The organism is Streptomyces sp. NPDC052496 (assembly GCF_040679095.1).
Classification (GTDB): Bacteria; Actinomycetota; Actinomycetes; order Streptomycetales; family Streptomycetaceae; genus Streptomyces.
This window is the reverse complement of record NZ_JBFAUH010000006.1, coordinates 95,602-116,108: the sequence shown is the minus strand read 5'-3', so window position 1 is coordinate 116,108 and position 20,507 is coordinate 95,602. Positions and strand designations below refer to the sequence as shown.

Annotated in this window: 17 protein-coding genes; 8 read left to right on the top strand and 9 right to left on the bottom strand. The window is 69.4% G+C overall.

Annotated elements, in window-relative coordinates; all coding sequences use genetic code 11:
* Window positions 1-241: 241 nt before the first annotated feature.
* Complete coding sequence (locus tag AB0L45_RS10835) at window positions 242-937, bottom strand: alpha/beta hydrolase (protein WP_365838266.1); 696 nt, start codon at window positions 935-937, stop codon at window positions 242-244.
* A 67-nt stretch (window positions 938-1,004) separates the two neighbouring features.
* Here AB0L45_RS10835 and AB0L45_RS10830 point away from each other — a divergent pair, with 67 nt between their 5' ends.
* Window positions 1,005-1,484 (top strand): N-acetyltransferase, encoded by a 480-nt coding sequence (locus AB0L45_RS10830; RefSeq protein ID WP_365838264.1) that lies wholly within the window; start codon window positions 1,005-1,007, stop codon window positions 1,482-1,484.
* A 21-nt stretch (window positions 1,485-1,505) separates the two neighbouring features.
* On the opposite strand, the gene AB0L45_RS10825 is transcribed toward AB0L45_RS10830, so the two are convergent.
* The 3 genes from AB0L45_RS10825 to AB0L45_RS10815 all read right to left on the bottom strand — a co-directional run bounded on the left by AB0L45_RS10825 (window position 1,506) and on the right by AB0L45_RS10815 (window position 4,066).
* A complete protein-coding gene (locus AB0L45_RS10825) occupies window positions 1,506-2,357 on the bottom strand; it encodes an MBL fold metallo-hydrolase (RefSeq protein ID WP_365838262.1) in 852 nt (283 codons plus the stop codon).
* Between the two features lie 83 nt (window positions 2,358-2,440).
* Complete coding sequence (locus AB0L45_RS10820) at window positions 2,441-3,601, bottom strand: hypothetical protein (RefSeq protein WP_365838260.1); 1,161 nt, start codon at window positions 3,599-3,601, stop codon at window positions 2,441-2,443.
* Between the two features lie 204 nt (window positions 3,602-3,805).
* On the bottom strand, window positions 3,806-4,066 hold the full coding sequence (locus AB0L45_RS10815) for a hypothetical protein (protein WP_365838258.1): 261 nt from the start codon (window positions 4,064-4,066) through the stop codon (window positions 3,806-3,808).
* A 144-nt stretch (window positions 4,067-4,210) separates the two neighbouring features.
* Between AB0L45_RS10815 and AB0L45_RS10810 the strand changes: the two genes are divergently transcribed.
* Window positions 4,211-4,708, top strand: a complete 498-nt coding sequence (locus AB0L45_RS10810) for a PPOX class F420-dependent oxidoreductase (protein WP_365838256.1) — start codon at window positions 4,211-4,213, stop codon at window positions 4,706-4,708.
* Between the two features lie 61 nt (window positions 4,709-4,769).
* On the opposite strand, the gene AB0L45_RS10805 is transcribed toward AB0L45_RS10810, so the two are convergent.
* The gene (locus AB0L45_RS10805; RefSeq protein ID WP_365838254.1) at window positions 4,770-5,498 is read right to left on the bottom strand and encodes an SDR family oxidoreductase; all 729 of its coding nucleotides are present in this window, start codon (window positions 5,496-5,498) and stop codon (window positions 4,770-4,772) included.
* Window positions 5,499-5,660: 162 nt separating this feature from the next.
* On the opposite strand from AB0L45_RS10805, the gene AB0L45_RS10800 reads away from it, so the two are divergent.
* Window positions 5,661-6,200, top strand: coding sequence for a MarR family transcriptional regulator (locus tag AB0L45_RS10800; RefSeq protein WP_365838252.1), 540 nt, complete (start codon window positions 5,661-5,663; stop codon window positions 6,198-6,200).
* Between the two features lie 63 nt (window positions 6,201-6,263).
* Here AB0L45_RS10800 and AB0L45_RS10795 read toward each other — a convergent pair whose 3' ends face one another.
* Window positions 6,264-6,554 (bottom strand): lactococcin 972 family bacteriocin, encoded by a 291-nt coding sequence (locus AB0L45_RS10795; RefSeq protein ID WP_365838250.1) that lies wholly within the window; start codon window positions 6,552-6,554, stop codon window positions 6,264-6,266.
* An 831-nt stretch (window positions 6,555-7,385) separates the two neighbouring features.
* On the opposite strand from AB0L45_RS10795, the gene AB0L45_RS10790 reads away from it, so the two are divergent.
* The 4 genes from AB0L45_RS10790 (at window position 7,386) to AB0L45_RS10775 (ending at window position 11,638) form a co-directional block, all read left to right on the top strand.
* The gene (locus AB0L45_RS10790; protein WP_365838249.1) at window positions 7,386-7,676 is read left to right on the top strand and encodes a lactococcin 972 family bacteriocin; all 291 of its coding nucleotides are present in this window, start codon (window positions 7,386-7,388) and stop codon (window positions 7,674-7,676) included.
* Between the two features lie 137 nt (window positions 7,677-7,813).
* Window positions 7,814-9,922 carry a hypothetical protein gene (locus tag AB0L45_RS10785; RefSeq protein WP_365838247.1) on the top strand — a complete coding sequence of 703 codons (2,109 nt, stop codon included), beginning with the start codon at window positions 7,814-7,816 and terminating at the stop codon, window positions 9,920-9,922.
* Between the two features lie 38 nt (window positions 9,923-9,960).
* The gene (locus tag AB0L45_RS10780; RefSeq protein WP_365838245.1) at window positions 9,961-10,626 is read left to right on the top strand and encodes an ATP-binding cassette domain-containing protein; all 666 of its coding nucleotides are present in this window, start codon (window positions 9,961-9,963) and stop codon (window positions 10,624-10,626) included.
* 55 nt (window positions 10,627-10,681) lie between these two features.
* Entirely contained in the window at window positions 10,682-11,638 is a 957-nt protein-coding gene (locus AB0L45_RS10775) for a serine hydrolase (RefSeq protein ID WP_365838243.1), read from the top strand.
* A 105-nt stretch (window positions 11,639-11,743) separates the two neighbouring features.
* Here AB0L45_RS10775 and AB0L45_RS10770 read toward each other — a convergent pair whose 3' ends face one another.
* The 3 genes from AB0L45_RS10770 to AB0L45_RS10760 form a co-directional block, all read right to left on the bottom strand.
* The gene (locus AB0L45_RS10770) at window positions 11,744-13,204 is read right to left on the bottom strand and encodes a glutamate synthase subunit beta (protein WP_365838241.1); all 1,461 of its coding nucleotides are present in this window, start codon (window positions 13,202-13,204) and stop codon (window positions 11,744-11,746) included.
* Window positions 13,197-17,828, bottom strand: coding sequence for a glutamate synthase large subunit (gltB, locus tag AB0L45_RS10765; RefSeq protein WP_365838239.1), 4,632 nt, complete (start codon window positions 17,826-17,828; stop codon window positions 13,197-13,199). The genes AB0L45_RS10770 and gltB overlap by 8 nt, the downstream gene beginning before the upstream one ends.
* A 311-nt stretch (window positions 17,829-18,139) precedes the next feature.
* Window positions 18,140-18,871: a VIT1/CCC1 transporter family protein gene (locus AB0L45_RS10760; protein ID WP_365838571.1), complete on the bottom strand. Its 732-nt coding sequence runs from the start codon at window positions 18,869-18,871 to the stop codon at window positions 18,140-18,142.
* A 335-nt stretch (window positions 18,872-19,206) separates the two neighbouring features.
* Here AB0L45_RS10760 and AB0L45_RS10755 point away from each other — a divergent pair, with 335 nt between their 5' ends.
* Window positions 19,207-20,370, top strand: coding sequence for a LacI family DNA-binding transcriptional regulator (locus tag AB0L45_RS10755; protein WP_365838237.1), 1,164 nt, complete (start codon window positions 19,207-19,209; stop codon window positions 20,368-20,370).
* The last annotated feature ends 137 nt before the right edge of the window (window positions 20,371-20,507 follow it).

The following is a 20,507-nucleotide window of genomic DNA, read 5'->3' as shown; positions in this document are numbered from 1 at the left end:
ACCACATCCGGCCATCGTCCGACGCCCTCTCAGGTGGTGCAAGTTTGAACATCTGGCACCAATTCCGGCAGGGGGCGTGGGCCGCCGGACCGGATCGAACTTCGGAAACTCGGAATCTCGGGACTTCGGAAACTTCGGGAACTTCGGGAACCCCGCTCAGATCCAGCCTTCGAGGAATCTCTCCGCTCAGTTCCAGCCTTCGGGGGACTTCCCTCAGATCCAGCCTCCGGGGGGACTCCCCTCAGATCCAGCCTTCGAGAGACTTCATGAAGCCGTCGAAGTCGTCCCGGTGAATGGTGTGCCCCGCGCCCTCGACCGTACGGACCTCGAAGCCACGCGCCGCCACCCGCTCCTTGTCCGCCTCCGTGAACAGGAAACCCTCCCCGGCCACCTGCACCAGAGAGGGCACCACCGGCCGCTCCGGTATGCGCTCCTTGAGGTCACTGCCGGACAGGGCCAGCGCCGTGTCGGAGTCCCACGCCTCGATCGTCGCCATCTCGATCTCGACGTCGACCTCCTCCCAGCGCGGGTTGAAGCCCCGGATCATCTGGGGGCTGGCACGCTTGAACTCCACGAACAGCGCGGGGTCCATCGGGCGCTCGGTGTTGCCGAGGGTCCAGGCCGGGTCCGAGTACACGGCGCGTCGCGGGCGCAGCCGCTCGGCCGCCATCGACAGCGCGATCGCGCCGAGCGAGTGCCCGAGGGCCAGGTCCACGTCCGCGGGCAGGGTCTCCACCAGGTCGTCAGCGAACAGCTCGTCACCGTACGGGCCACGCGGGCTGGCGCCGTGACCGCGCAGGTCCACGGCGATGACGCGGTAGCCGCGATCGGCCAGTGCGGGGCCCACCCGGCGCCAGGTCCGGTGGTCCGACATGATGCCGTGGATCAGCACCGCGACCCGGTCACCGGTACCCCACTCGTGGGTGTGCAGCTGCATGGCGAAAGCCTTTCTGTCTCCCTTGAGCGCCGCGGGCAGGCAGCGCACCGGACCCTATTCTCGCCCCATGAGCAAACCGCCTTTCGTCCCCGCCGACTTCGCCGTTCCCGGTGAACTGCTCACCCCCCGCTTCCGGCTGGAACCCCTCGACCCCGGCCACAACCTCGCCGACCACACCGCCTGGACCAGCAGCATCGCGCACATCAAAGCGACCCCCGGCTTCGCGGGCCGCGGCTGGCCGCCCGCGGCGGGGATGACCCTGGAGGAGAACCTCGGCGACCTCAAGCGGCACGCCCAGGACTTCGAGCACCGTACGGGCTTCACGTACTCCGTCATCGGGATACCGGACGGCGAGGTGATCGGGTGCGTGTACATCTATCCGGTACGGGACGGGCACGGTGGGCAGGGAGGAGGGGGTGCGGAGGTCCGCTCGTGGGTGCGGGCCGACCGGGCCGAGCTGGACCGTCCCCTGTACGAGGCGGTCCGCGACTGGCTGGCCGCGGACTGGCCGTTCGAGACGGTTTCGTACGCGCCCCGGCACCCGTGACTCACCCCCGTACCGCGCGGCTCACAACCAGTCCGTCTCCGGCGTGGCCGCCTCCAGGACACGCCCCACGTCCGTACGGACCGGTATGCCGTGCGGTACGCACAGCGTCTCCAGGCCGGGCAGCGCGGCCAGCCGCCGGAAGGAGCAGATGGCCAGCTCCCGGTCGACGTTGATGGGGCCGAGGACGACCCGGCCGTCCGGTCCCGTTCCTATGAGGTCACCGGTGAACAGCACACCGGCGGCGGGCAGGTGGACGGCCGTACTGCCGGGTGTGTGACCGGGGACGTGGAGCACGTGGGCAGGCTCGGGCCAGTCGTCGAGGATGTCGCCCTCGTGAAGCTCGACGTCCACCCGTACATGCTTCAGCGGCGGCGTACCCGCCTCCGCCAGGCCCGCCATGACCTGCTCATGCAGCGCCTTCTCGGCGGGGGTGTAGGCCGGCGGGGGCTCGGGCGTGGCACCGCTGATGTACGGGACGTCCGCCGCGCCCGCCAGGACGCGCGCACCGGTGGCCGCCACCAGGTCGGCAGCCGAACCCATGTGATCGATGTGGGAATGCGTCAGCACGATCTGCCGCAGCGCCTCCGGGGCCCCACCGAGCCGGGTGACCGCCTCCAGGATGGCGGGAGCCGAACCCGGCACACCGGTGTCGACGGCCGCGAGGCCACCATTCGACAGCCGTACGAGGTAGACATGCCCCACCGGGAACGGCAGGTGCCAGACGTCGGGGGTGATCGGGGTGGGGGCGGTCGAGGCGGGAGCGACCGGAATGGGAACGGTCGGGGTGGGAGCGACCGGGGTGGAAGCGGTCGGAGCGGCGGCGCCCGGGCCGGGCCCGGCGGGAGTGGGATCGGCAGCAGCAGAGTGCGTCATGCCCCGGACGCTAACGGGCAGCCCTCACGAAGCCACCCTCTTTGCGCCCAAGGCGAATTGAGCGCACCGCGAACTCCCCCCCTCTACCCTCCTGTCCTACTCCTCCCCGGACTTCTCCCTCTGCCCCTTCCCCTCCCCTCCCTCTCCCTCTCCCCCTGCCCCTGAAAAGCCGGCAGCGCGAAGACCCGCACCTTGGCCGGCTCATCCATCATCTCCACCAGCGGCAGCACCGCGTCCCACAAATCCTGCTTCTCGACCTCCAGCACCATCGCGTCCAGCTCCGCGTCCGGCAGCGCCCCCGCCGTGTCCGCCACCACCTTGCGGGACTCCGCGGGCAACGCCCCCACCAGCGGCAGGAACTCCGCCCACAGCCCGGTCGCGACCACCGCCCGCACGACCGCGCCGAGCACCTGGGCGTCCCGCAGCGACGGCAACGCGGCGACCGCGCGCCGGTCCTCCTCGGACAGCAGGGCCACCAGCGGCAGCAGCGACTCCCACAGCCCCTGCTCATGCACGGTACGGACGAGCCCGTCCAGCCGTACGGGGTCCTGGCGGGCGGCGAGCGTTGCCACCTTGGCACGCCGTTCCGTACCGGCCAGCCCGGCCACGGCCAGCGCCTCGGGCCACAGCCCGTTCCCGGCCGCCGCCACCACCGAGGTCAGCCGCTCCTCCCCCATCAGCTCCAGGATCGCGTCGAGCCGTTCGGGCATGTCGATGAAGAACCCGACGCGCAGCACCACCTCGTCGTCGACGGACCGCAGTATCCGTTCCAGGGCCCGGTCCCGCAGGTGGCCGACGAAGCGGCCCATCGTCAGGTGGTCGCCACGTTCGGCGAGGGCGACCGCGATACGGACCACGAGGTCCTCGTCCAGCCGGTCGACGATGCCGCCGATCCGGCGGGGGTCGAGATGGCCGCAGGACTCGGCGGTGAAGGCGACCGGCAGCTTCTCGATGATGTCGGCGGCGCGCCCGGGGTCCAGCCGGCCCGCCACGGAAGCGGCCAGCCGCGGCCCGAGGGCCTTCTGCGAGATCGCGGCGGCGACACCGGCCGGTACGAGCTTGGTGGCGGCGGCGATGCGGTCGAGCATGTCCGGCACGTCGTCGAAGAGCGCGTCGACGGTACGGGCGCGGAGCTGCCGCACGTCCTCGGCGGGCAGCCCGTGCAGGAACTCCAGCTGTTCCGGCAGGACGTCGAGCAGCTGGGCGATCTTCTGTGCCTCGGCGCGGTTGCTGAGCGTGTCCATAGAGATCACCGTCCGGTCGGCGGAAACAAAAACAACGGCTGCGAAGGCGCCGGCAACGCACCGCCCCCAACAGCCCCGGCCTCACCTCAGCCTCAGCCCCGGCCTCACCTCAGCCTCAGCCTCAGCCTCAGCTCCAGCCTCACCTCAGCCACTGCCTCGGCGTCAGCGTCAGCGTCAGCGTCAGCGTCGGCGTCAGCGTCAGCGTCAGCGGAAGAGAATGCGGCGCACGGGTCCGCGGGCGATGGCAGGCACCAGCTTCAGCGCCTCTTCGGCCGCGTCGTTCAGGCCTGCGGCGTGGCTCTCCTTACGGGCACGCAACGCGCGCGTCAGCACGCCGAGTTCTTCGGACGCGGCGGCCGCGAGGCCGGGCGGGGCCGGGGCGCCGAGCGCTTCGCTCAGGGCGCGGAACGCTCCGCTGTCCGCGCCCGCGCCGGCCCGTGCGCCTGTACTCGAACCTGTACCCACCAGTCCTCCCGGGGTGCGGCTACGACGGCTGCCCAGCAGGGTCGTGCCCGACTGACTTTTAGTCAATAGCGCGGACACGACAGGCCGCGCAGCCCTCGGAACGTCGCCGCCTTCGAGTGCGCTCCACGGCCTAGGCTCGTTCGTATGAGCCCTTCCATCGCCACCAACACCCGCGTGGACCTCGACGCCCTGCTGGAGTTCGTGCGCCCCCGGCACCGCGCGATCCTGCTCACCCGGCGCTCCGACGGCACGCCGCAGGCCTCGCCCTTGACCTGCGGCGTCGACGACTCGGGGCGCCTGGTGATGGCGACGTACCCCGAGCGCGCCAAGGTGCGCAACGCCCGCCGGGCGCCGTCGGTGAGCGTGCTCGTGCTGTCCGACGAGTGGAACGGCCCCTGGGTACAGGTCGACGGCGAGGCGGAGATCCTGGACGCGCCCGACTCGGTCGAGCCGCTGGTCGAGTACTACCGCAACATCGCGGGCGAGCACCCGGACTGGCACGAGTACCGCGCCGCGATGCTCACCCAGGGCAAGTCGCTGATCCGGGTGACGCCCCTGCGCTGGGGCCCGATCGCCAAGGGCGGCTTCCCACCCCGCCTGGTCGAGGACGAGGACGAGGACCGTCCCGAGCCAACGAACTGACCCCCGCCCCGCCCCCTACTCGGTCTCGATCTCAACCTCAATCTCAACCTCGATCTCAACCTCAACGCGTCTTGTACGCCCCACCATTGACGTTCAGCACCTGGCCCGTGATGTGCCGCGCACCCTCCGACGCGAGGAACGCCACCGCCGCCGCGACGTCCTCCGGCCGGCCCGCGCGGCCGGTCGCGGTCTCCTCCACCAGCTGGGCCCGCCGCTCGTCGGCGAGCTGGTCCCGGAAGAACTCGGTGGCCTCGATGTAGCCGGGCGAGACGACGTTGGCGGTGATGCCGCGTGCGCCGAGCGCGTTCGCCAGGTCGAGGTTCCAGGTGGTCAGGCCCGCCTTGGCCGCGCCGTACGCACCGGCCGAGCCGGCCCCACGGTCCGCGGCGATCGAGCCGATGTGCACGACGGCGCCGCCCGGCGCGAGCCGGTCCTCGACGGCCTTCGTGGTGAGAGCCGCGGTGAGCAGGTTGGCGTCGAGGTTGGCGCGGAAGGCCCGTGCGTACGAGGCCAGGTCGTCGCCCGGCCCGCCGTCCAGGTCGGTGTTGCCGCCGGCGTTGTTGACCAGCACGTCGATCCGCTCGGGCAGTTCGTCCAGGAGGCGGGCCAGTGCCGCGGGGTCGGTGTGGTCGCAGACGACCGCGCGGGCACCGGTCTCCTCGGCGGCCTTCTCCAAGGGCGCGGCGCGACGGCCGGTGACGGTGACCGCGTCGCCCTGCTCGGCGAAGTGCCGGGCGACGGCCAGGCCGATACCGGTGGCGCCGCCGGTGACCAGGATGGTGCGTGACATAAGCTGACTCCCGACGTCGATCGTTCAGACCTAAATGCAGACCTAAATTCAGACCTGAAGCCAGTTCCGGACCCGGGCCCCACCCAGGGCAGGACCCAAGCCCCGCTCCGGGCTCGTTCAGGCCTAAATTTAGACCTGAACGTACCACCCGCAGGAGGGCCCATGGCAAGCGCGGACGCCCCGTACCCCATCCAGGAGATCGCCGACGCCTGGGAACGTGAGCGCCCCGGCATGCCCGTCTCGTCCATCGGGATCGTCACTCCCCTGTGGCAGCTGGCGAAGCTGCTGGGCGACGACCGGCGCCGGGTGCTGGCCCGCGCCGGGGTGGACACCGCCACCCTGGACCTGTTGAGCGTGCTGCGCCGGGCCGGCACCCCGTACACCCTCAGCACCCGCGAACTGGCGGCTCGTTCGATGGTGACGGCCGGCGCGATCTCCCAGCGCGTCGCGCGCGCCGAACGCGAGGGCCTGGTGACCCGCCGCCCGGGCGAGGGCCGCCCCCGCACGGTCCTGGTGGAGCTGACCCCGGCGGGCCACACCCTCGTCGAACAGACCGTGGACCAGGTACTGCACCGAGAGACGGAACTGGTCAGCGGCCTGAAGCCGGACCAGCAGGACCAGCTCGCAGCCCTCCTGAAACTGCTCCTCCAGGACGTCCAGGCCCGCCTGGGAGACGACCGGATCACACAGGTCGGGGAATAGCTCACGGAGCGCCACCCCTACAGCGAACGGGAGCGGCGCCCGAGCCCCCGGAGGAGCTTCTCGTCAGCAGTTGGAGCGGTAGTACGTCTCGTTGCCCCACATCGCCTCTTCCGCCGACGCGTACGCCCAGCCCCTCGGCTGCACATCACCACTAGAGGCGTAGTACTTGCCCTTGACCGAGGAACCGTGACACTGCTTGAGGTGCAGGTAATTCGAGTACACAGTGTCGTCCTTGGTCCCGTAGTCCCACTGGCCGCCACTGACATTGACGGACGCGGCCACTGCCGGAGTAGCGACCCCGAGGGTGATGACGCCTGCCACGACGGCGGCCTTGAACTTGCGGCTGATCTGCACGAATAGCTCCCGTTCGACGAGTCCGGGGCCCGGTGGGCCTCGGTCGGGACGTAATGATCAGTTGGGGCATGCTCATGATCAATAGCAAATGAGCTGCATGTCTGGATCAAGCACCTGAGACACGACAAGACGCACCTCATCGGCCCGGCACGTGAACACCCCTCTCCGTCGCTCGCAGCCGGAGCAGGGCACCCTGGCCACAGAGGGCCTCCCACGCAACCAAGAGCATTCACAGGATCACTCAACGCCCTTGAGCAGCACGCTCGTTGACGCACACGTCGAGTCACGGGTCGGGCAATCGGAGGCCACGGAAAACTCGTCCGCCACACCTGCCGACTCCAGCCCCCCGCCCGCATCGCCTGGCCCACGACCAGCCCCTTAGCAAGCCGCCCACTTTCGAACGTCCGCTGGCCGATTGCCATCCGTACGACTACCGGCCACCAACTTGTCGAAGTTGAGTGCGCGATGGAAGGGCCGGTCACAGCCTCGCGGGTGGGTGCCGACCCCAGTGGCGACTGATGGCGCGCGGCCCCGGAAGGCCGGCGCCTGTAGGCGTTCGACTGCGAGGCCGACAGACAACCAGGCTGCGCCACAACGCACTTGACTGTTGCCGCACAGTAACCGACCGGAGCTCGGGCAACCGCATGCGAAGGCCAGGAGAACGATGACGTGCCGCCTCCGAGCGCCGGGCCGGCATGCGCGCCGTGTCACGCCTTAAGGCCTGATTCCAGACATGCAGCCCATTGGCTATTGATCATGAGCATGCCCCAACTGATCATTACGTCCCGACCGAGGCCCACCGGGCCCGGACTCGTCAAACGGGAGCTATTCGTGCAGATCAGCCGCAAGTTCAAGGCCGCCGTCGTGGCAGGCGTCATCGTCCTCGGAACCGCTACACCGGCACTGGCCACGAAGGTCAACGTCAGTGGCGGTACATGGGACTACGGCTCCAAGGACGACAACGTGTATTCGAACTACTACCACCCCACGGCGTGTCACGGTTCCTCGGTCAAGGGGAAGTACTTCGCCTCCAGCGGAAACACCGACAAGGGGCTGTGGTCCTACGCCTCGGCCGAAGAGGCGATGTGGGGCAACGAGACGTACTACCGCTCCAACTGCTGACCGACACCACCGGGTTCGGTGCCCGTTCGGGCACCGAACCTGAGCTGTGGGGTCGCAGCTACGCCCCCACAGAGCGGTCATCACGTCCAGTCAGCCCCACCAGACGCGCTCCCCGAGTGCGCTGAGCTAGGTAACCGATGCTGCACCGAGGGATAAAGTTCGTCTACGCTGCCGTCTTTGCGTTCTCCGCGATGGTGGCGTTTCTGTTCTTGCGCGGGTTGGACGAGCACTGGGTGCTGGGGCACTCAGCTGTGGTCTGGGCACTTGAGTCCGACGATTCCACCAGTGGCGCGCAAGTAGCTCGCGATGTGGCGTCATTCGCGGCCGACCACAGGGTCTCGGTCGCCCGCGAGGTGCCGGATCTCAAAGACCCGGACGGCCGACGGCACCTGTATCTCACCTCCGGCGACCCGGGTTCCGAGCAGGCCGAATGGCTGGACTCCGGATACCCGTCGTTCGGCCGGGACTACCGGACCGAGGTCCACCCACTCACCGAGATCGGGCAGCGTGACCCACGCGGCTTTTATTACGTATTCGGGCCGCCCGAGACCGGCGACGCCTTGGTGCGCGAGTTCGCCGGTCTCGGTCTTCGCGCGAGTGTGCACCATCCTTTGTCATTCGCTGAACTGGCTCCTCTCTACCTGGACGGGGTGCTCGCCTGGTCCTTGGGGGTGATAGCTCTGGCCGCGGTGACGATGACGGGCGCCGGCGTGCTGCTCAACGCGAAGACCTACGGAGTGCTGCGCCTCCAGGGAAAGTCGTTCGCCGCCGTCTTTCTTCGTGATCTGCGTCAGCTGGCGGCTTTCTCGGGAGTCACCGTCGGGCTGGTGATCGCCGCTGTTATGGCACTTCTCGGCCTGTACAACGGTCTCGCCTGGCTGAGGCTGTTCGCTCTGATGTCCGTAAGCTTGGCCGGCCTCCTCGTGATCTTGATCCTGGCAACCCATGGGATCGTGCTCGCCCTCACCTTCAAGACCGATGTACTTCGGGCCCTCAAAGGTGAGCTTCCGGCCCGTACGGCCTCTTTTGCCGTGTACCTCGTGCGCGTGCCCGCCTTGTTGCTCGCCCTCAGCATTGCCACCTCCGTAGTCCTCGCCGGTCAGGACATCGCTTCTCGCGAGGACAGCCGCACCGTCTACGCCAAGGTCGGCGCCACCTCTGCCATACGGCTCAACGGCAGCCTCGGCGACCGGATACCGCAGATGGAGGCGCAGGTCGGCCGATGGCTGCGCCAGTCGGACGCGGCGGGCAAGGTGATCGTCGCCGGACGCCGGGAACTCCGGAACATCTCTCCGGGCGCCCTACCACAGGGGGAGCTGCTGATCGTCAACGAGAGATTTCTAGCCGAACAGCCCATCCTCGATCCCCAGGGGCATCCGTACCCGGCAAGCGAGCACGGTGCGAAATCCGCACGACGGCAGCAAGTGCGGCTTTTCGTCCCTGAGTCCCTCAGCCAGTACGCGGCAACCATCGCGGACAGAATCCCCGGGCTACTGAGTCCCGCCAAGCCGGAGCTCATCTCGAAGCAGCAGGTCCGAACACTTACGGCGAAGAACGGGCACCGGGTTTTCGGATACAACCCCGGCGACCAAGCCTATACTGCCGCCCGAAACTCCAAGGAAGACCGGTCCCTGGTACGCGACCCAGTCATCGTCGCCGTACCCAACGGATCTCATTTTCTCACGAACAACGCATACACCGCGTTCGCCACTCAAGGTGGCGTGGTTTTCCCCGACCCGGATGACATTCGTACGGGAATATCCCGGAACAAACTGGAAACCTATGTGGTTGCCATCCGGCCTGTGGGACAGAACGCCGCATTGCAAATGCGTGACGCGGTGAATGATTTTCGGCTGCAGATATTCGACCTGTTGATGGCCCTGGCCGTGCTCCTGATAACCGGCGTTGGCGTCTGCATCGTCTATTCACGCAAGAACGCTCAGTCGATCTTCGTCAAGCACTTCAGCGGCTGGCGGTTCACCGCGAACCACCGAACGCTTCTGGCAGTCGAGGGACTGCTTGCCGTACTCCTGGCAGCTTGGGTTCCCTTCCATGCTTGGCAGCAGAACCAAGACCTGAAGCGGTACGCAGCTCTCGGCATTCCTGCGCCTCGTCCGCCCGTACAAGTCACCGCGCTGGACTTCGGCGTCACCACAGGATTGATTGTGGTCGAAGTCGGCGCAGTGCTTGTCGCACTGGCATTCTTCCACCGCCGTATCGCCAAGGAAGGGGCCGTCGGAGCATGACCGGCCCGCCGCACCTTCCGTTCAGCAGGAGCACCACTGTGATTGACATCGATAAATTGTCGAAATCTTTCGGCCGACACACGCTGTGGTCGGACGTCACCCTGACCGTCAAAGGTGGCGAGATGCTGGGTCTCGTCGGCCCCAGCGGATCAGGGAAGTCTACGCTCCTCAACTGCGTGGGACTGCTCGAAAAGCCTAACTCCGGCGCGATATGGCACGACGGGAAGAACATCACAGGATTCGGACGACGCCAAGTTCGGGCATTCCGGCGCGAAACCCTGGGCTACCTTTTCCAGAATTACGCCCTCATGGAGAACACCACCGTCGCGGCCAACCTCGAGGCCGCAGTCAAGCCACGGCGGTCACCCAGGGGAAGCCTTCCGGTCAGCAACTCCGAAGCCCTCGCCCGGGTCGGCCTTGCCGGGCGGGAGAAAGAGAAGGTGCACCAACTCAGCGGCGGCGAACAGCAGCGAGTGGCCCTCGCCCGGTTGCTGGTCAAACAGCCGAGCCTGGTGCTCGCGGACGAGCCGACCGGCGCTCTCGACCACGCCAACACCGTCATGGTCGTCGACATCCTGCGAGAGATGAGCGCGGCCGGCTGCGCCGTCGTCATCGCCACCCACAACGACTATGTACGTGACCGCTGTGACACTGTCTTCGCTGTTGATACAGGCTCCCTCATGCTGAATGCTCCCGCGGCATGAACGCCGACGACCCCACTCAGAAAGGCAGAGAAGCATCTTGCGCCATCGAATACGCATGTCAGGTTCCGGTCAGCGACGCCTCTCGGCGGTAACGGTTGTCACCGCCGCCCTCTCCTCGCTCCTCGCGGTCGCCGCCCCGGCGACGGCCGCCGAGGCGGCCGGAGCACAGCCGGCCGCCCCAAAGGTGGCCTGCACGTCTGCCAAGGATGGGCTGGCCGACCGGCTTTCGAAGGGCCTCGGCCAGGTGTTGAGTGCGCATACTTCCGGCCATACGTCATTCGCCCTGTACGACCGCACGAGCGACACCCGGTGCGCGTACGACGCGGACCGGCAGTACGACTCGGCGAGTGTCGTGAAGGTCGTGGTGCTGGGCACCCTCTTGCGGCAGGCCCAAGAAGAACAGCGCATTCTGACCGCGGACGAGAAAAAGCTCGCGGAAAAGATGATCACGAGGTCGGACAACGACGCCACGACCACGCTGTGGAAGCGGGCCGGCCTCGGGCGGATAAACAGCTTCCTGAGCCTCGCCGGAATGCACAACACCGTGCCGGACACGGAAGGGTACTGGGGGCTGACTCAGATCAACGCTGCCGACCAGCTGACCCTGCTGCGGCTCCTCACGTCCGACAATTCCGTGCTCACCCCCTCCTCGCGCGCCTACGCCCTGGACCTGATGAACCGGGTGATTCCCGAGCAGCGCTGGGGCGTTCCGGCCGGCGCGCCGGCGGGCGCGAAGGTGCATGTGAAGAACGGGTGGCTGCAGCGGTCCGCGGGGGGCTGGCGGGTGCACAGCGTGGGCGCGTTCACCGGACAGGGGCACGATTACGGTCTCGTCGTCCTGACCGCGGACCACCCCGGCATGCCCGCCGGCGTCAAGGTGATCGAGAACGTGGCCCGTACGGTGCACCAGGAACTCAACGGGAAGGCCGCGGCCACGGCGCAGAAGCCGAGCAGCAGGGCCGCCCTCCCCCGTACGTCGGACGGCTCGCTGGTGCCCGACACCGGACGCTGAATCCGTCACACATAAGTCGCGGCGCCTGCCCTCCGGTCGGGGAGGTGGACAGGCGCCGCGGGTGTTCCGCACGTCGTTGTGCGGGACATCTGTGAGCCGGGGCCGCTACACGGTCAGTGCGCGGTCCGTCGGCTTGATGGGCGCGGGCAGCGCGCTGGCGCCCGCGAGGTAGCGGTCCACGCCGCGCGCTGCGGAGCGGCCCTCGGCGATGGCCCACACGATCAGCGACTGGCCGCGGCCCGCGTCACCCGCAACGTACACGCCGGGGACGTTGGTCGCGAAGTCGGCGTCGCGGGCGATGTTGCCGCGCGCGTCCAGCTCCAGTCCGAACTGTGAGACCAGGCCGTTCTCCTGGTCGGTGCCGGTGAAACCCATGGCCAGGGTGACCAGCTGTGCGGGGATCTTGCGCTCGGTGCCCGGCTTCGGCTCGGGACGGCCGTCCTTGAACTCCACCTCGACCAGGTGCAGCCACTGGACGTTGCCGTCCTCGTCGCCCTCGAAGTGGGTGGTGGAGACGGAGTACAGCCGCTCGCCGCCCTCCTCGTGCGCGGAGGTGACCTTGTAGAGCATCGGGAAGGTCGGCCACGGCTGGTTCGGGTTCCGCTCGTCGCCGGGCTTGCCCATGATCTCCAGCTGGGTGACGGACTTCGCGCCCTGGCGGTGCGCGGTGCCGACGCAGTCGGCGCCGGTGTCGCCGCCGCCGATGACCACGACGTGCTTGCCCTCGGCGGTGATCGGGGCGACGGTCAGGTCCCCCTCCTGCACCTTGTTGGCGAGCGGCAGGTACTCCATCGCGAAGTGGATGCCGTTCAGCTCGCGCCCGGGGACCTTCAGGTCACGCGAGGTGGTGGCACCGGCGGCGATCACGACGGCGTCGTAGCGCTTGCGCAGCTTGGCGGCGTCGATGTCCCGGCCGATCTCCACCTCCGTACGGAACTTGGTGCCTTCCGCCCGCATCTGCTCGATGCGGCGGTTGATGTGGCGCTTTTCCATCTTGAACTCGGGGATGCCGTAGCGGAGGAGGCCCCCGATACGGTCCGCGCGCTCGTAGACGGCCACGGTGTGGCCCGCCCGCGTCAGCTGCTGGGCGGCGGCCAGGCCCGCCGGGCCCGAACCGATGACGGCGACCGTCTTGCCGGACAGGCGCTCCGGGGGCTGCGGGGTGACGTCCCCGTTGTCCCACGCCTTGTCGATGATGGTGACCTCGACGTTCTTGATGGTCACCGGCGGCTGATTGATGCCCAGCACACAGGCCGACTCGCACGGGGCTGGACACAGGCGACCGGTGAACTCCGGGAAGTTGTTGGTCGCGTGCAGCCGCTCGCTGGCGGCCGTCCAGTCCTCGCGGTACGCGTAGTCGTTCCACTCGGGGATGAGGTTGCCCAGCGGACAGCCGTTGTGGCAGAAGGGGATGCCGCAGTCCATGCAGCGCCCGGCCTGCTTGCTGATGATCGGCAGCAGCGAACCGGGGACGTAGACCTCGTTCCAGTCCCGGACGCGCTCCTCGACGGGGCGGGTCTTGGCGACCTCGCGGCCGGTGGTCAGGAAGCCCTTGGGGTCAGCCATTGATCGCCGCCTCCATCATCTTCTCGTGGGTCTCGGACTCGGAGAGCCCGGCTCGCTCGGCGGCGTCCTTGGCGGCGAGCACTGCCTGGTAGGTGGCCGGAATGACCTTGCTGAAGCGGGCCAGCGCGGCGTCCCAGTCGGCGAGCAGCTTCTCGGCGACGGTGGAGCCGGTCTCCTCCTGGTGGCGGCGCACGACGTCGTGCAGCCACTGCCGGTCGGTGGCGTCCAGCTCGGTGGATACGGCAGCGGTCAGCTCACGGTTGACGTTGGCCGGGTCCAGGTCGATCACGTACGCGATACCGCCGGACATACCGGCCGCGAAGTTGCGCCCGGTCTCGCCCAGGATGACGGCGTGGCCGCCGGTCATGTACTCGCAGCCGTGGTCGCCGACGCCCTCGGAGACCACCGTGGCACCCGAGTTGCGGACGCAGAACCGCTCGCCGACGCGGCCGCGCAGGAACAGTTCGCCGCCGGTGGCCCCGTAGGCGAGGGTGTTGCCCGCGATGGTCGAGTACTCGGCCAGGTGGTCGGCGCCGCGGTCCGGGCGGACCACGATCCGGCCGCCTGACAGGCCCTTGCCGACGTAGTCGTTGGCGTCGCCCTCCAGGCGCAGCGTGACACCGGGCGGCAGGAACGCGCCGAAGGACTGGCCGGCCGAGCCGGTGAAGGTGATGTCGATGGTGTCGTCGGGCAGGCCCGCGCCGCCGAACTTCTTGGTCACCTCGTGGCCGAGCATGGTGCCGACGGTCCGGTTGATGTTCCGGATCGCGATCTGCGCCCGTACGGGCTGCGCGGCCTCGGCGGTGTCCGCGGACAGCGCGTCGGCGGACAGCTTGATCAGCTCGTTGTCGAGCGCCTTCTCCAGGCCGTGGTCCTGGATGGTGACCTGGTGGCGTACGGCGCCCTCGGGCAGCTCGGGCACGTGCAGCAGCGGGGCCAGGTCCAGGCCCTGTGCCTTCCAGTGCTTGACGGCCTTGGAGGTGTCCAGCAGGCCGGCGTGGCCGATCGCCTCGTCCAGCGAGCGGAAGCCCAGCTCGGCGAGGATCTCGCGGACCTCCTCCGCGATGAACTGGAAGAAGTTGACGATGTACTCGGCCTTGCCGCTGAAGCGTTCGCGCAGCGTCGGGTTCTGGGTGGCGATGCCGACGGGGCAGGTGTCCAGGTGGCAGACGCGCATCATGACGCAGCCGGAGACCACCAGCGGCGCAGTCGCGAAGCCGTACTCCTCGGCGCCCAGCAGGGCGGCGATGACCACGTCGCGGCCGGTCTTGAGCTGGCCGTCGGTCTGCACCACGATCCGGTCGCGTAGGCCGTTGAGCAGCAGCGTCTGCTGCGTCTCGGCCAGGCCCAGCTCCCAGGGGCCGCCCGCGTGCTTCAGGGAGGTCAGCGGCGAGGCGCCCGTACCGCCGTCGTGTCCGGAGATCAGGACCACGTCCGCGTGCGCCTTGGAGACGCCCGCGGCGACCGTGCCGACGCCGACCTCGGAGACCAGCTTCACGTGGATGCGGGCCTGCGGGTTGGCGTTCTTCAGGTCGTGGATGAGCTGGGCGAGGTCCTCGATGGAGTAGATGTCGTGGTGCGGCGGCGGGGAGATCAGGCCCACGCCGGGCGTCGAGTGCCGGGTCTTGGCGACCCAGGGGTAGACCTTGTGGCCGGGCAGCTGGCCGCCCTCGCCGGGCTTGGCGCCCTGCGCCATCTTGATCTGGATGTCGTCGGAGTTGACCAGGTACTCGCTGGTCACGCCGAAGCGGCCGGAGGCCACCTGCTTGATCGCGGAGCGGCGCGCCGGGTCGTACAGGCGCTCCGGGTCCTCGCCGCCCTCACCGGTGTTGGACTTGCCGCCCAGCTGGTTCATGGCGATGGCGAGGGTCTCGTGCGCCTCTTGGGAGATGGAGCCGTACGACATCGCGCCCGTCGAGAAGCGCTTGACGATCTCGGAGACGGGCTCCACCTCCTCCAGCGGCACCGAGGGGCGGTCCGACTTGAAGGAGAACAGGCCGCGCAGCGTCATCAGGCGCTCGGACTGCTCGTTCACCCGCTCGGTGTACTGCTTGAAGATGTCGTAGCGGCGCGAGCGGGTGGAGTGCTGGAGGCGGAAGACCGTGTCCGGGTCGAAGAGGTGCGGCTCGCCCTCGCGGCGCCACTGGTACTCGCCGCCGATCTCCAGCGCGCGGTGGGTGGCGGCGATGCCGGTGGCCGGGTACGCCTTGGCGTGCCGGGCGGCGACCTCCTTGGCGATCACGTCGAGGCCAGCGCCGCCGATCTTCGTGGTGGTGCCGTGGAAGTACGCGTCCACGAAGGACTGGTCCAGACCGACGGCCTCGAAGACCTGCGCGCCCCGGTAGGAGGCGACGGTGGAGATGCCCATCTTGGACATCACCTTCAGGACGCCCTTGCCGAGCGCCTTGATCAGGTTCTTGATCGCGACCTCGGGGTCGGTGTCCTTCGGCAGGAAGGTGCCGGCGCGGACCAGGTCCTCGACGGACTCCATCGCCAGGTACGGGTTGACGGCGGCGGCGCCGTACCCGATGAGCAGCGCGACGTGGTGCACCTCACGCACGTCACCGGCCTCCACGAGCAGACCGACCTGGGTGCGCTGCTTGGTGCCGATGAGGTGGTGGTGCACCGCGGCGGTGAGCAGCAGGGACGGGATCGGTGCGTGCTCGGCGTCCGAGTGCCGGTCGGAGAGCACGATCAGGCGGGCGCCGGCCTCGATGGCGGCGTCGGCCTCGGCGCAGATCTCCGCGATACGGGCGGCCAGCGCGTCGCCGCCCCCGGAGACGCGGTACAGGCCGGAGAGGGTGACGGCCTTCATGCCCGGCATGTCGCCGTCGGCGTTGATGTGGATGAGCTTGGCCAGCTCGTCGTTGTCGATCACCGGGAACGGCAGCATGACGCTGCGGCAGGAGGCCGCGGTCGGCTCCAGCAGGTTGCCCTGCGGGCCGAGCGAGGAGATCAGTGAAGTGACCAGTTCCTCGCGGATGGCGTCCAGCGGCGGGTTGGTGACCTGCGCGAACAGCTGGGTGAAGTAGTCGAACAGCAGCCGCGGGCGCTCGGAGAGGGCGGCGATCGGCGAGTCCGTGCCCATGGAACCGATCGGCTCGGCGCCGGCCTTGGCCATCGGCGCCAGGATGACGCGCAGCTCCTCCTCCGTGTAGCCGAAGGTCTGCTGGCGGCGGGTGACCGAGGCGTGGGTGTGCACGATGTGCTCGCGCTCGGGCAGGTCGGCCAGCTCGATCAGGCCCGCGTCCAGCCACTCCTGGTACGGGTGCTCGGCAGCGAGCTGCGCCTTGATCTCGTCGTCCTCGATGATGCGGTGCTCGGCGGTGTCCACCAGGAACATCCGGCCGGGCTGCAGGCGGCCCTTGCGCACGACCTTGGCCGGGTCGATGTCCAGGACGCCGACCTCGGAGGAGAGGACCACCAGGCCGTCGTCGGTGACCCAGTAGCGCCCCGGGCGCAGACCGTTGCGGTCCAGGACCGCGCCGACCTGGGTGCCGTCGGTGAAGGTGACGCAGGCCGGGCCGTCCCAGGGCTCCATCATCGTGGAGTGGTACGCGTAGAAGGCCCGCCGCGCCGGGTCCATGGAGGTGCTGTTCTCCCAGGCCTCCGGGACCATCATCAGCACCGAGTGCGGCAGCGAACGGCCGCCGAGGTGCAGCAGCTCCAGAACCTCGTCGAAGGAGGCCGAGTCGGAGGCGTCCGGCGTGCAGACCGGGAACAGGCGCTCCAGGTTCTCGCTGTTGCCGGTGGCGTCCGCGAAGAGCTTGCTGGCGAGCTGCGACTCACGGGCCCGCATCCAGTTGCGGTTGCCCTGGACGGTGTTGATCTCACCGTTGTGGGCGACGAAGCGGTACGGGTGGGCCAGCGGCCAGCTCGGGAAGGTGTTGGTGGAGAAGCGGGAGTGCACCAGCGCGATGGCGGTGGCGAAGCGGCGGTCGGACAGGTCCGGGAAGAACGGCTCCAGCTGCCCGGTCGTGAGCATGCCCTTGTAGACGATGGTGCGCGCGGACAGCGACGGGAAGTAGACGCCCGCCTCGCGCTCGCAGCGCTTGCGCAGCACGAACGCCTTGCGGTCCAGGGCGAGGCCGGTGTCCTTGCCGTGCTTGTCGGCGACGAACAGCTGGGAGAAGGCGGGCATCGTGGCGCGGGCGCCGTTGCCGAGCAGCTGCGGGGCCACCGGGACGACGCGCCAGCCGAGGACCTCCAGGCCCTCCTCGGACGCGATCGTCTCGATCCGCGAGACGGCGGCCGCGGCATCCTCGGCCACGGACGGCAGGAAGGCGATGCCCACGGCGTACGCGCCGGCGGCGGGCAGGCCGAAGGTGACGCTCTCGCGCAGGAAGGCGTCCGGGACCTGGAGCAGGATGCCGGCGCCGTCCCCGGAGTCGGGCTCGGAACCGGTCGCGCCGCGGTGTTCCAGGTTGCGCAGGACGGTGAGGGCCTGTTCGACCAGTGCGTGGCTGGCCTCGCCGGTGAGGGTCGCCACAAAGCCGACACCGCAGGCGTCGTGCTCGTTGCGGGGGTCGTACATCCCCTGCCGGGCGGGGCGCCCGTCCATGGGCGACCAGGGGGCGGCGCTGGCGCTGCCGGTGGTCGCGGAGTGCGTGGACGCGGAACGCATCGGCTCTCCCAACGTCGTCGTGGCATGTGAGGTGCCGAGGGACGACGTTGGCCCTCCGCGAAATTTCGTGCAGGTTACAGGATGGCTCGCTTCTCGAAAAGCGGATAGAGCCTTCCAGAATGCGGACACCACTCGTGGCGGTGGACCGGGGACGCGGGCGGACGGATCGGCCTCCACCGGCGTCGTGTGCGTCGTTTTCGAGCAGGCGACATTGCCCGCAACGCTTGGGCCTTATGCCCGGCCCCCAGTCGAACGAAACCGCCAAGTAACAGTTTAGTTATGCGAGCGCCCGCATAGCGCTGCACGAGGGGTCACCCTACGGCCGTACCGAACAATGCGCCCAGGACGTACGTCACACCCGCCGCCGCGCCACCCAGGGCCAGCTGCCGCAGGCCGCTGAACCACCAGGACCGCGCCGTCACCCGCGCCACGACGGCCCCGCACCCGAAGAGCCCCACCAGCGCCAGCAGCACCGCGGGCCACAGCTGGGAGGCGCCCAGCAGGTACGGCAGGACGGGCAGCAGGGCGCCCAGCGCGAAGGAGCCGAAGGACGAGACGGCGGCGACCGCCGGGGAGGGCAGGTCGGACGGGTCGATGCCCAGCTCCTCGCGGGCGTGGATCTCCAGCGCCTGCTCCGGGTCCTTCGACAGCTGCTTGGCCACCTCACGGGCCAGCTTCGGCTCCACACCGCGCGACTCGTAGAGCGCGGCCAGCTCCTCCAGCTCGTCCTTGGGGTGTTTACGCAGCTCACGCCGCTCCACGTCCAGCTCGGCCAGGACCAGCTCCCGCTGAGAGGCCACCGAGGTGTACTCACCGGCCGCCATCGAGAAGGCGCCGGCCGCCAGGCCCGCGAGACCGGTGATGATGATGGTCTGCTGCGAGACCGCGCCGCCGGCGACACCGGTCATCAGGGCCAGGTTGGACACCAGTCCGTCCATCGCGCCGAAGACGGCGGGGCGCAGCCAGCCACCGTTCACGTCGCGGTGGGTGTGGTTGTCGCGGTGCGCAATGTGGGTGGGCGCCGAAGCGTCCATGACATCCATGACGGACATATGAGGACCCGTTCCCTTCTCGCGAGGTGTGGGCCGATGTCGGCGCTTCCCCCTTCGACACCTCGAAGCTATGCGCCGCTCACCCTGTCGCGCTAGCAAGGAAGGCCGAACTTACCGCGCTGACCTGCGGGTTTGTGGGAGGGGCGGGCGGTGGTGAGGGGTGGATCACATGGGATGGGGTGCGGCGGGGTGCGGCGGGGTGCGGCGGCGCGCGGCGGGGTGCGGGAATCCGCATTCAAGACTGCGGAAAACCTCAGTGCGGTGGGGGTGGCGGAGCGGGATTCTGTAAACGTTTTCAGTAGCCGGTGCGCGAAGGGGCGTTGGGGATGGGACCGAAGGTGGGAGAGCGGGAGTACGGGAGTGGTGGGACGAGGGCCGGGGGCGGTGGCGGGCCGGGGGTGCGGGCCGACGGTGGGCCGGGGGCCGCCGATGGCGGCGGGGCTGGGGCCCGGCTCGGCGGGGCGCCCACCGTGGAGACCATCGCGGCGCGGGCCGGGGTGTCCATCGCCTCCGTGTCGCGGGTGCTGAACGGCCACGGGGCACGCCCCGACACGGTCACCCGCGTCGAGCGGGCCGCCGCCGAACTGGGCTATGTCGCCAACGCGGTGGCCCGCTCCCTCAAGGGCGGCCGCTCCATGCAGCTCACGTTCGCCATGCAGGACATCGGCAACCCGGCCTACGTCTCCATGGTCCGCGAGATACAGGCCGTCATGAAACCGGCGGGCTACCGCCTGCTGCTGCACTCCACCGACGCCGTCGTCGCGGACGAACTGGCCGTGCTGCGCGACCTCGCCGACCGGACGAGCGACGGGCTGATCCTGTGCCCGATCCGCGTCACCCCCCGGCATCTGGAGGCCCTCGCCCGGGCCGCCCGCCCGGTCGTCGTCATCGGCTCCCTGCCCGACGGCCCACCGCACGGCCCGCTCGTGGACAGCGTCCGCGCCGACTCCGTGACCGGCGCCGCGGCAGCCGTACGGCATCTGGCCGAGACGGGCAGACGCCGTATCGCTTTCGTCAACGGCCCCGCCGACACGGTGCCCGGCCACCACCGCGCCCTCGGCTACCGCACCGGCCTGGAGTCCTGCGGCATCGAGCTGGACCCGACGCTGACGGCGACCACGGACTTCACCGTCGAGGCGGGTGCCGCGGCGCTGCACGGGCTGCTCGACGCCCGGCCCGACCTCGACGCCGTCTTCTGCGCCAACGACCAGCTGGCGCTGGGCGGTTCGCAGGCGCTGCACTCCCGAGGCCTGTCCATTCCCGGTGACGTCGCGGTGGTGGGTATGGACGACACGCTCCTCGCCCGGGCCGGGTGGCCGCCGCTGACCAGCGTGGACCTGGGATCGGCCGAGCGCGGCCGGATCGCGGCACAGATGATGCTGGACCGGCTGCGCGAGCCCGCCGGCGCTCCGCGCGCACCGGCCCGCCGCGAGACCGTCATGCCCCGCCTGATCGTCCGCGCTTCCTCCGCTCCGGTCGATTCCATATGACGCCCGGCCGGGGTGTGCCGCCCCGGCCGGACACCCCGCGTCGGGACCGCCTCCCGGTCGCCCGCTGCTCGCCGCCTCCGGGTCATCCGCCACTCGCCGCATCCCGCTCGGGACGCGCTCGCGCGTCGCACGGCGCG

Excerpts from the sequence above, each read along its gene's own strand:
- AB0L45_RS10835 (WP_365838266.1), bottom strand. The coding sequence starts at position 937 with ATGCAGCTGCACACCCACGAGTGGGGTACCGGTGACCGGGTCGCGGTG.
- AB0L45_RS10830 (WP_365838264.1), top strand. The coding sequence starts at position 1,005 with ATGAGCAAACCGCCTTTCGTCCCCGCCGACTTCGCCGTTCCCGGTGAA.
- AB0L45_RS10825 (WP_365838262.1), bottom strand. The coding sequence starts at position 2,357 with ATGACGCACTCTGCTGCTGCCGATCCCACTCCCGCCGGGCCCGGCCCG.
- AB0L45_RS10820 (WP_365838260.1), bottom strand. The coding sequence starts at position 3,601 with ATGGACACGCTCAGCAACCGCGCCGAGGCACAGAAGATCGCCCAGCTG.
- AB0L45_RS10810 (WP_365838256.1), top strand. The coding sequence starts at position 4,211 with ATGAGCCCTTCCATCGCCACCAACACCCGCGTGGACCTCGACGCCCTG.
- AB0L45_RS10805 (WP_365838254.1), bottom strand. The coding sequence starts at position 5,498 with ATGTCACGCACCATCCTGGTCACCGGCGGCGCCACCGGTATCGGCCTG.
- AB0L45_RS10800 (WP_365838252.1), top strand. The coding sequence starts at position 5,661 with ATGGCAAGCGCGGACGCCCCGTACCCCATCCAGGAGATCGCCGACGCC.
- AB0L45_RS10785 (WP_365838247.1), top strand. The coding sequence starts at position 7,814 with ATGCTGCACCGAGGGATAAAGTTCGTCTACGCTGCCGTCTTTGCGTTC.
- AB0L45_RS10775 (WP_365838243.1), top strand. The coding sequence starts at position 10,682 with ATGTCAGGTTCCGGTCAGCGACGCCTCTCGGCGGTAACGGTTGTCACC.
- AB0L45_RS10770 (WP_365838241.1), bottom strand. The coding sequence starts at position 13,204 with ATGGCTGACCCCAAGGGCTTCCTGACCACCGGCCGCGAGGTCGCCAAG.
- gltB (WP_365838239.1), bottom strand. The coding sequence starts at position 17,828 with ATGCGTTCCGCGTCCACGCACTCCGCGACCACCGGCAGCGCCAGCGCC.
- AB0L45_RS10760 (WP_365838571.1), bottom strand. The coding sequence starts at position 18,871 with ATGGATGTCATGGACGCTTCGGCGCCCACCCACATTGCGCACCGCGAC.
- AB0L45_RS10755 (WP_365838237.1), top strand. The coding sequence starts at position 19,207 with ATGGGACCGAAGGTGGGAGAGCGGGAGTACGGGAGTGGTGGGACGAGG.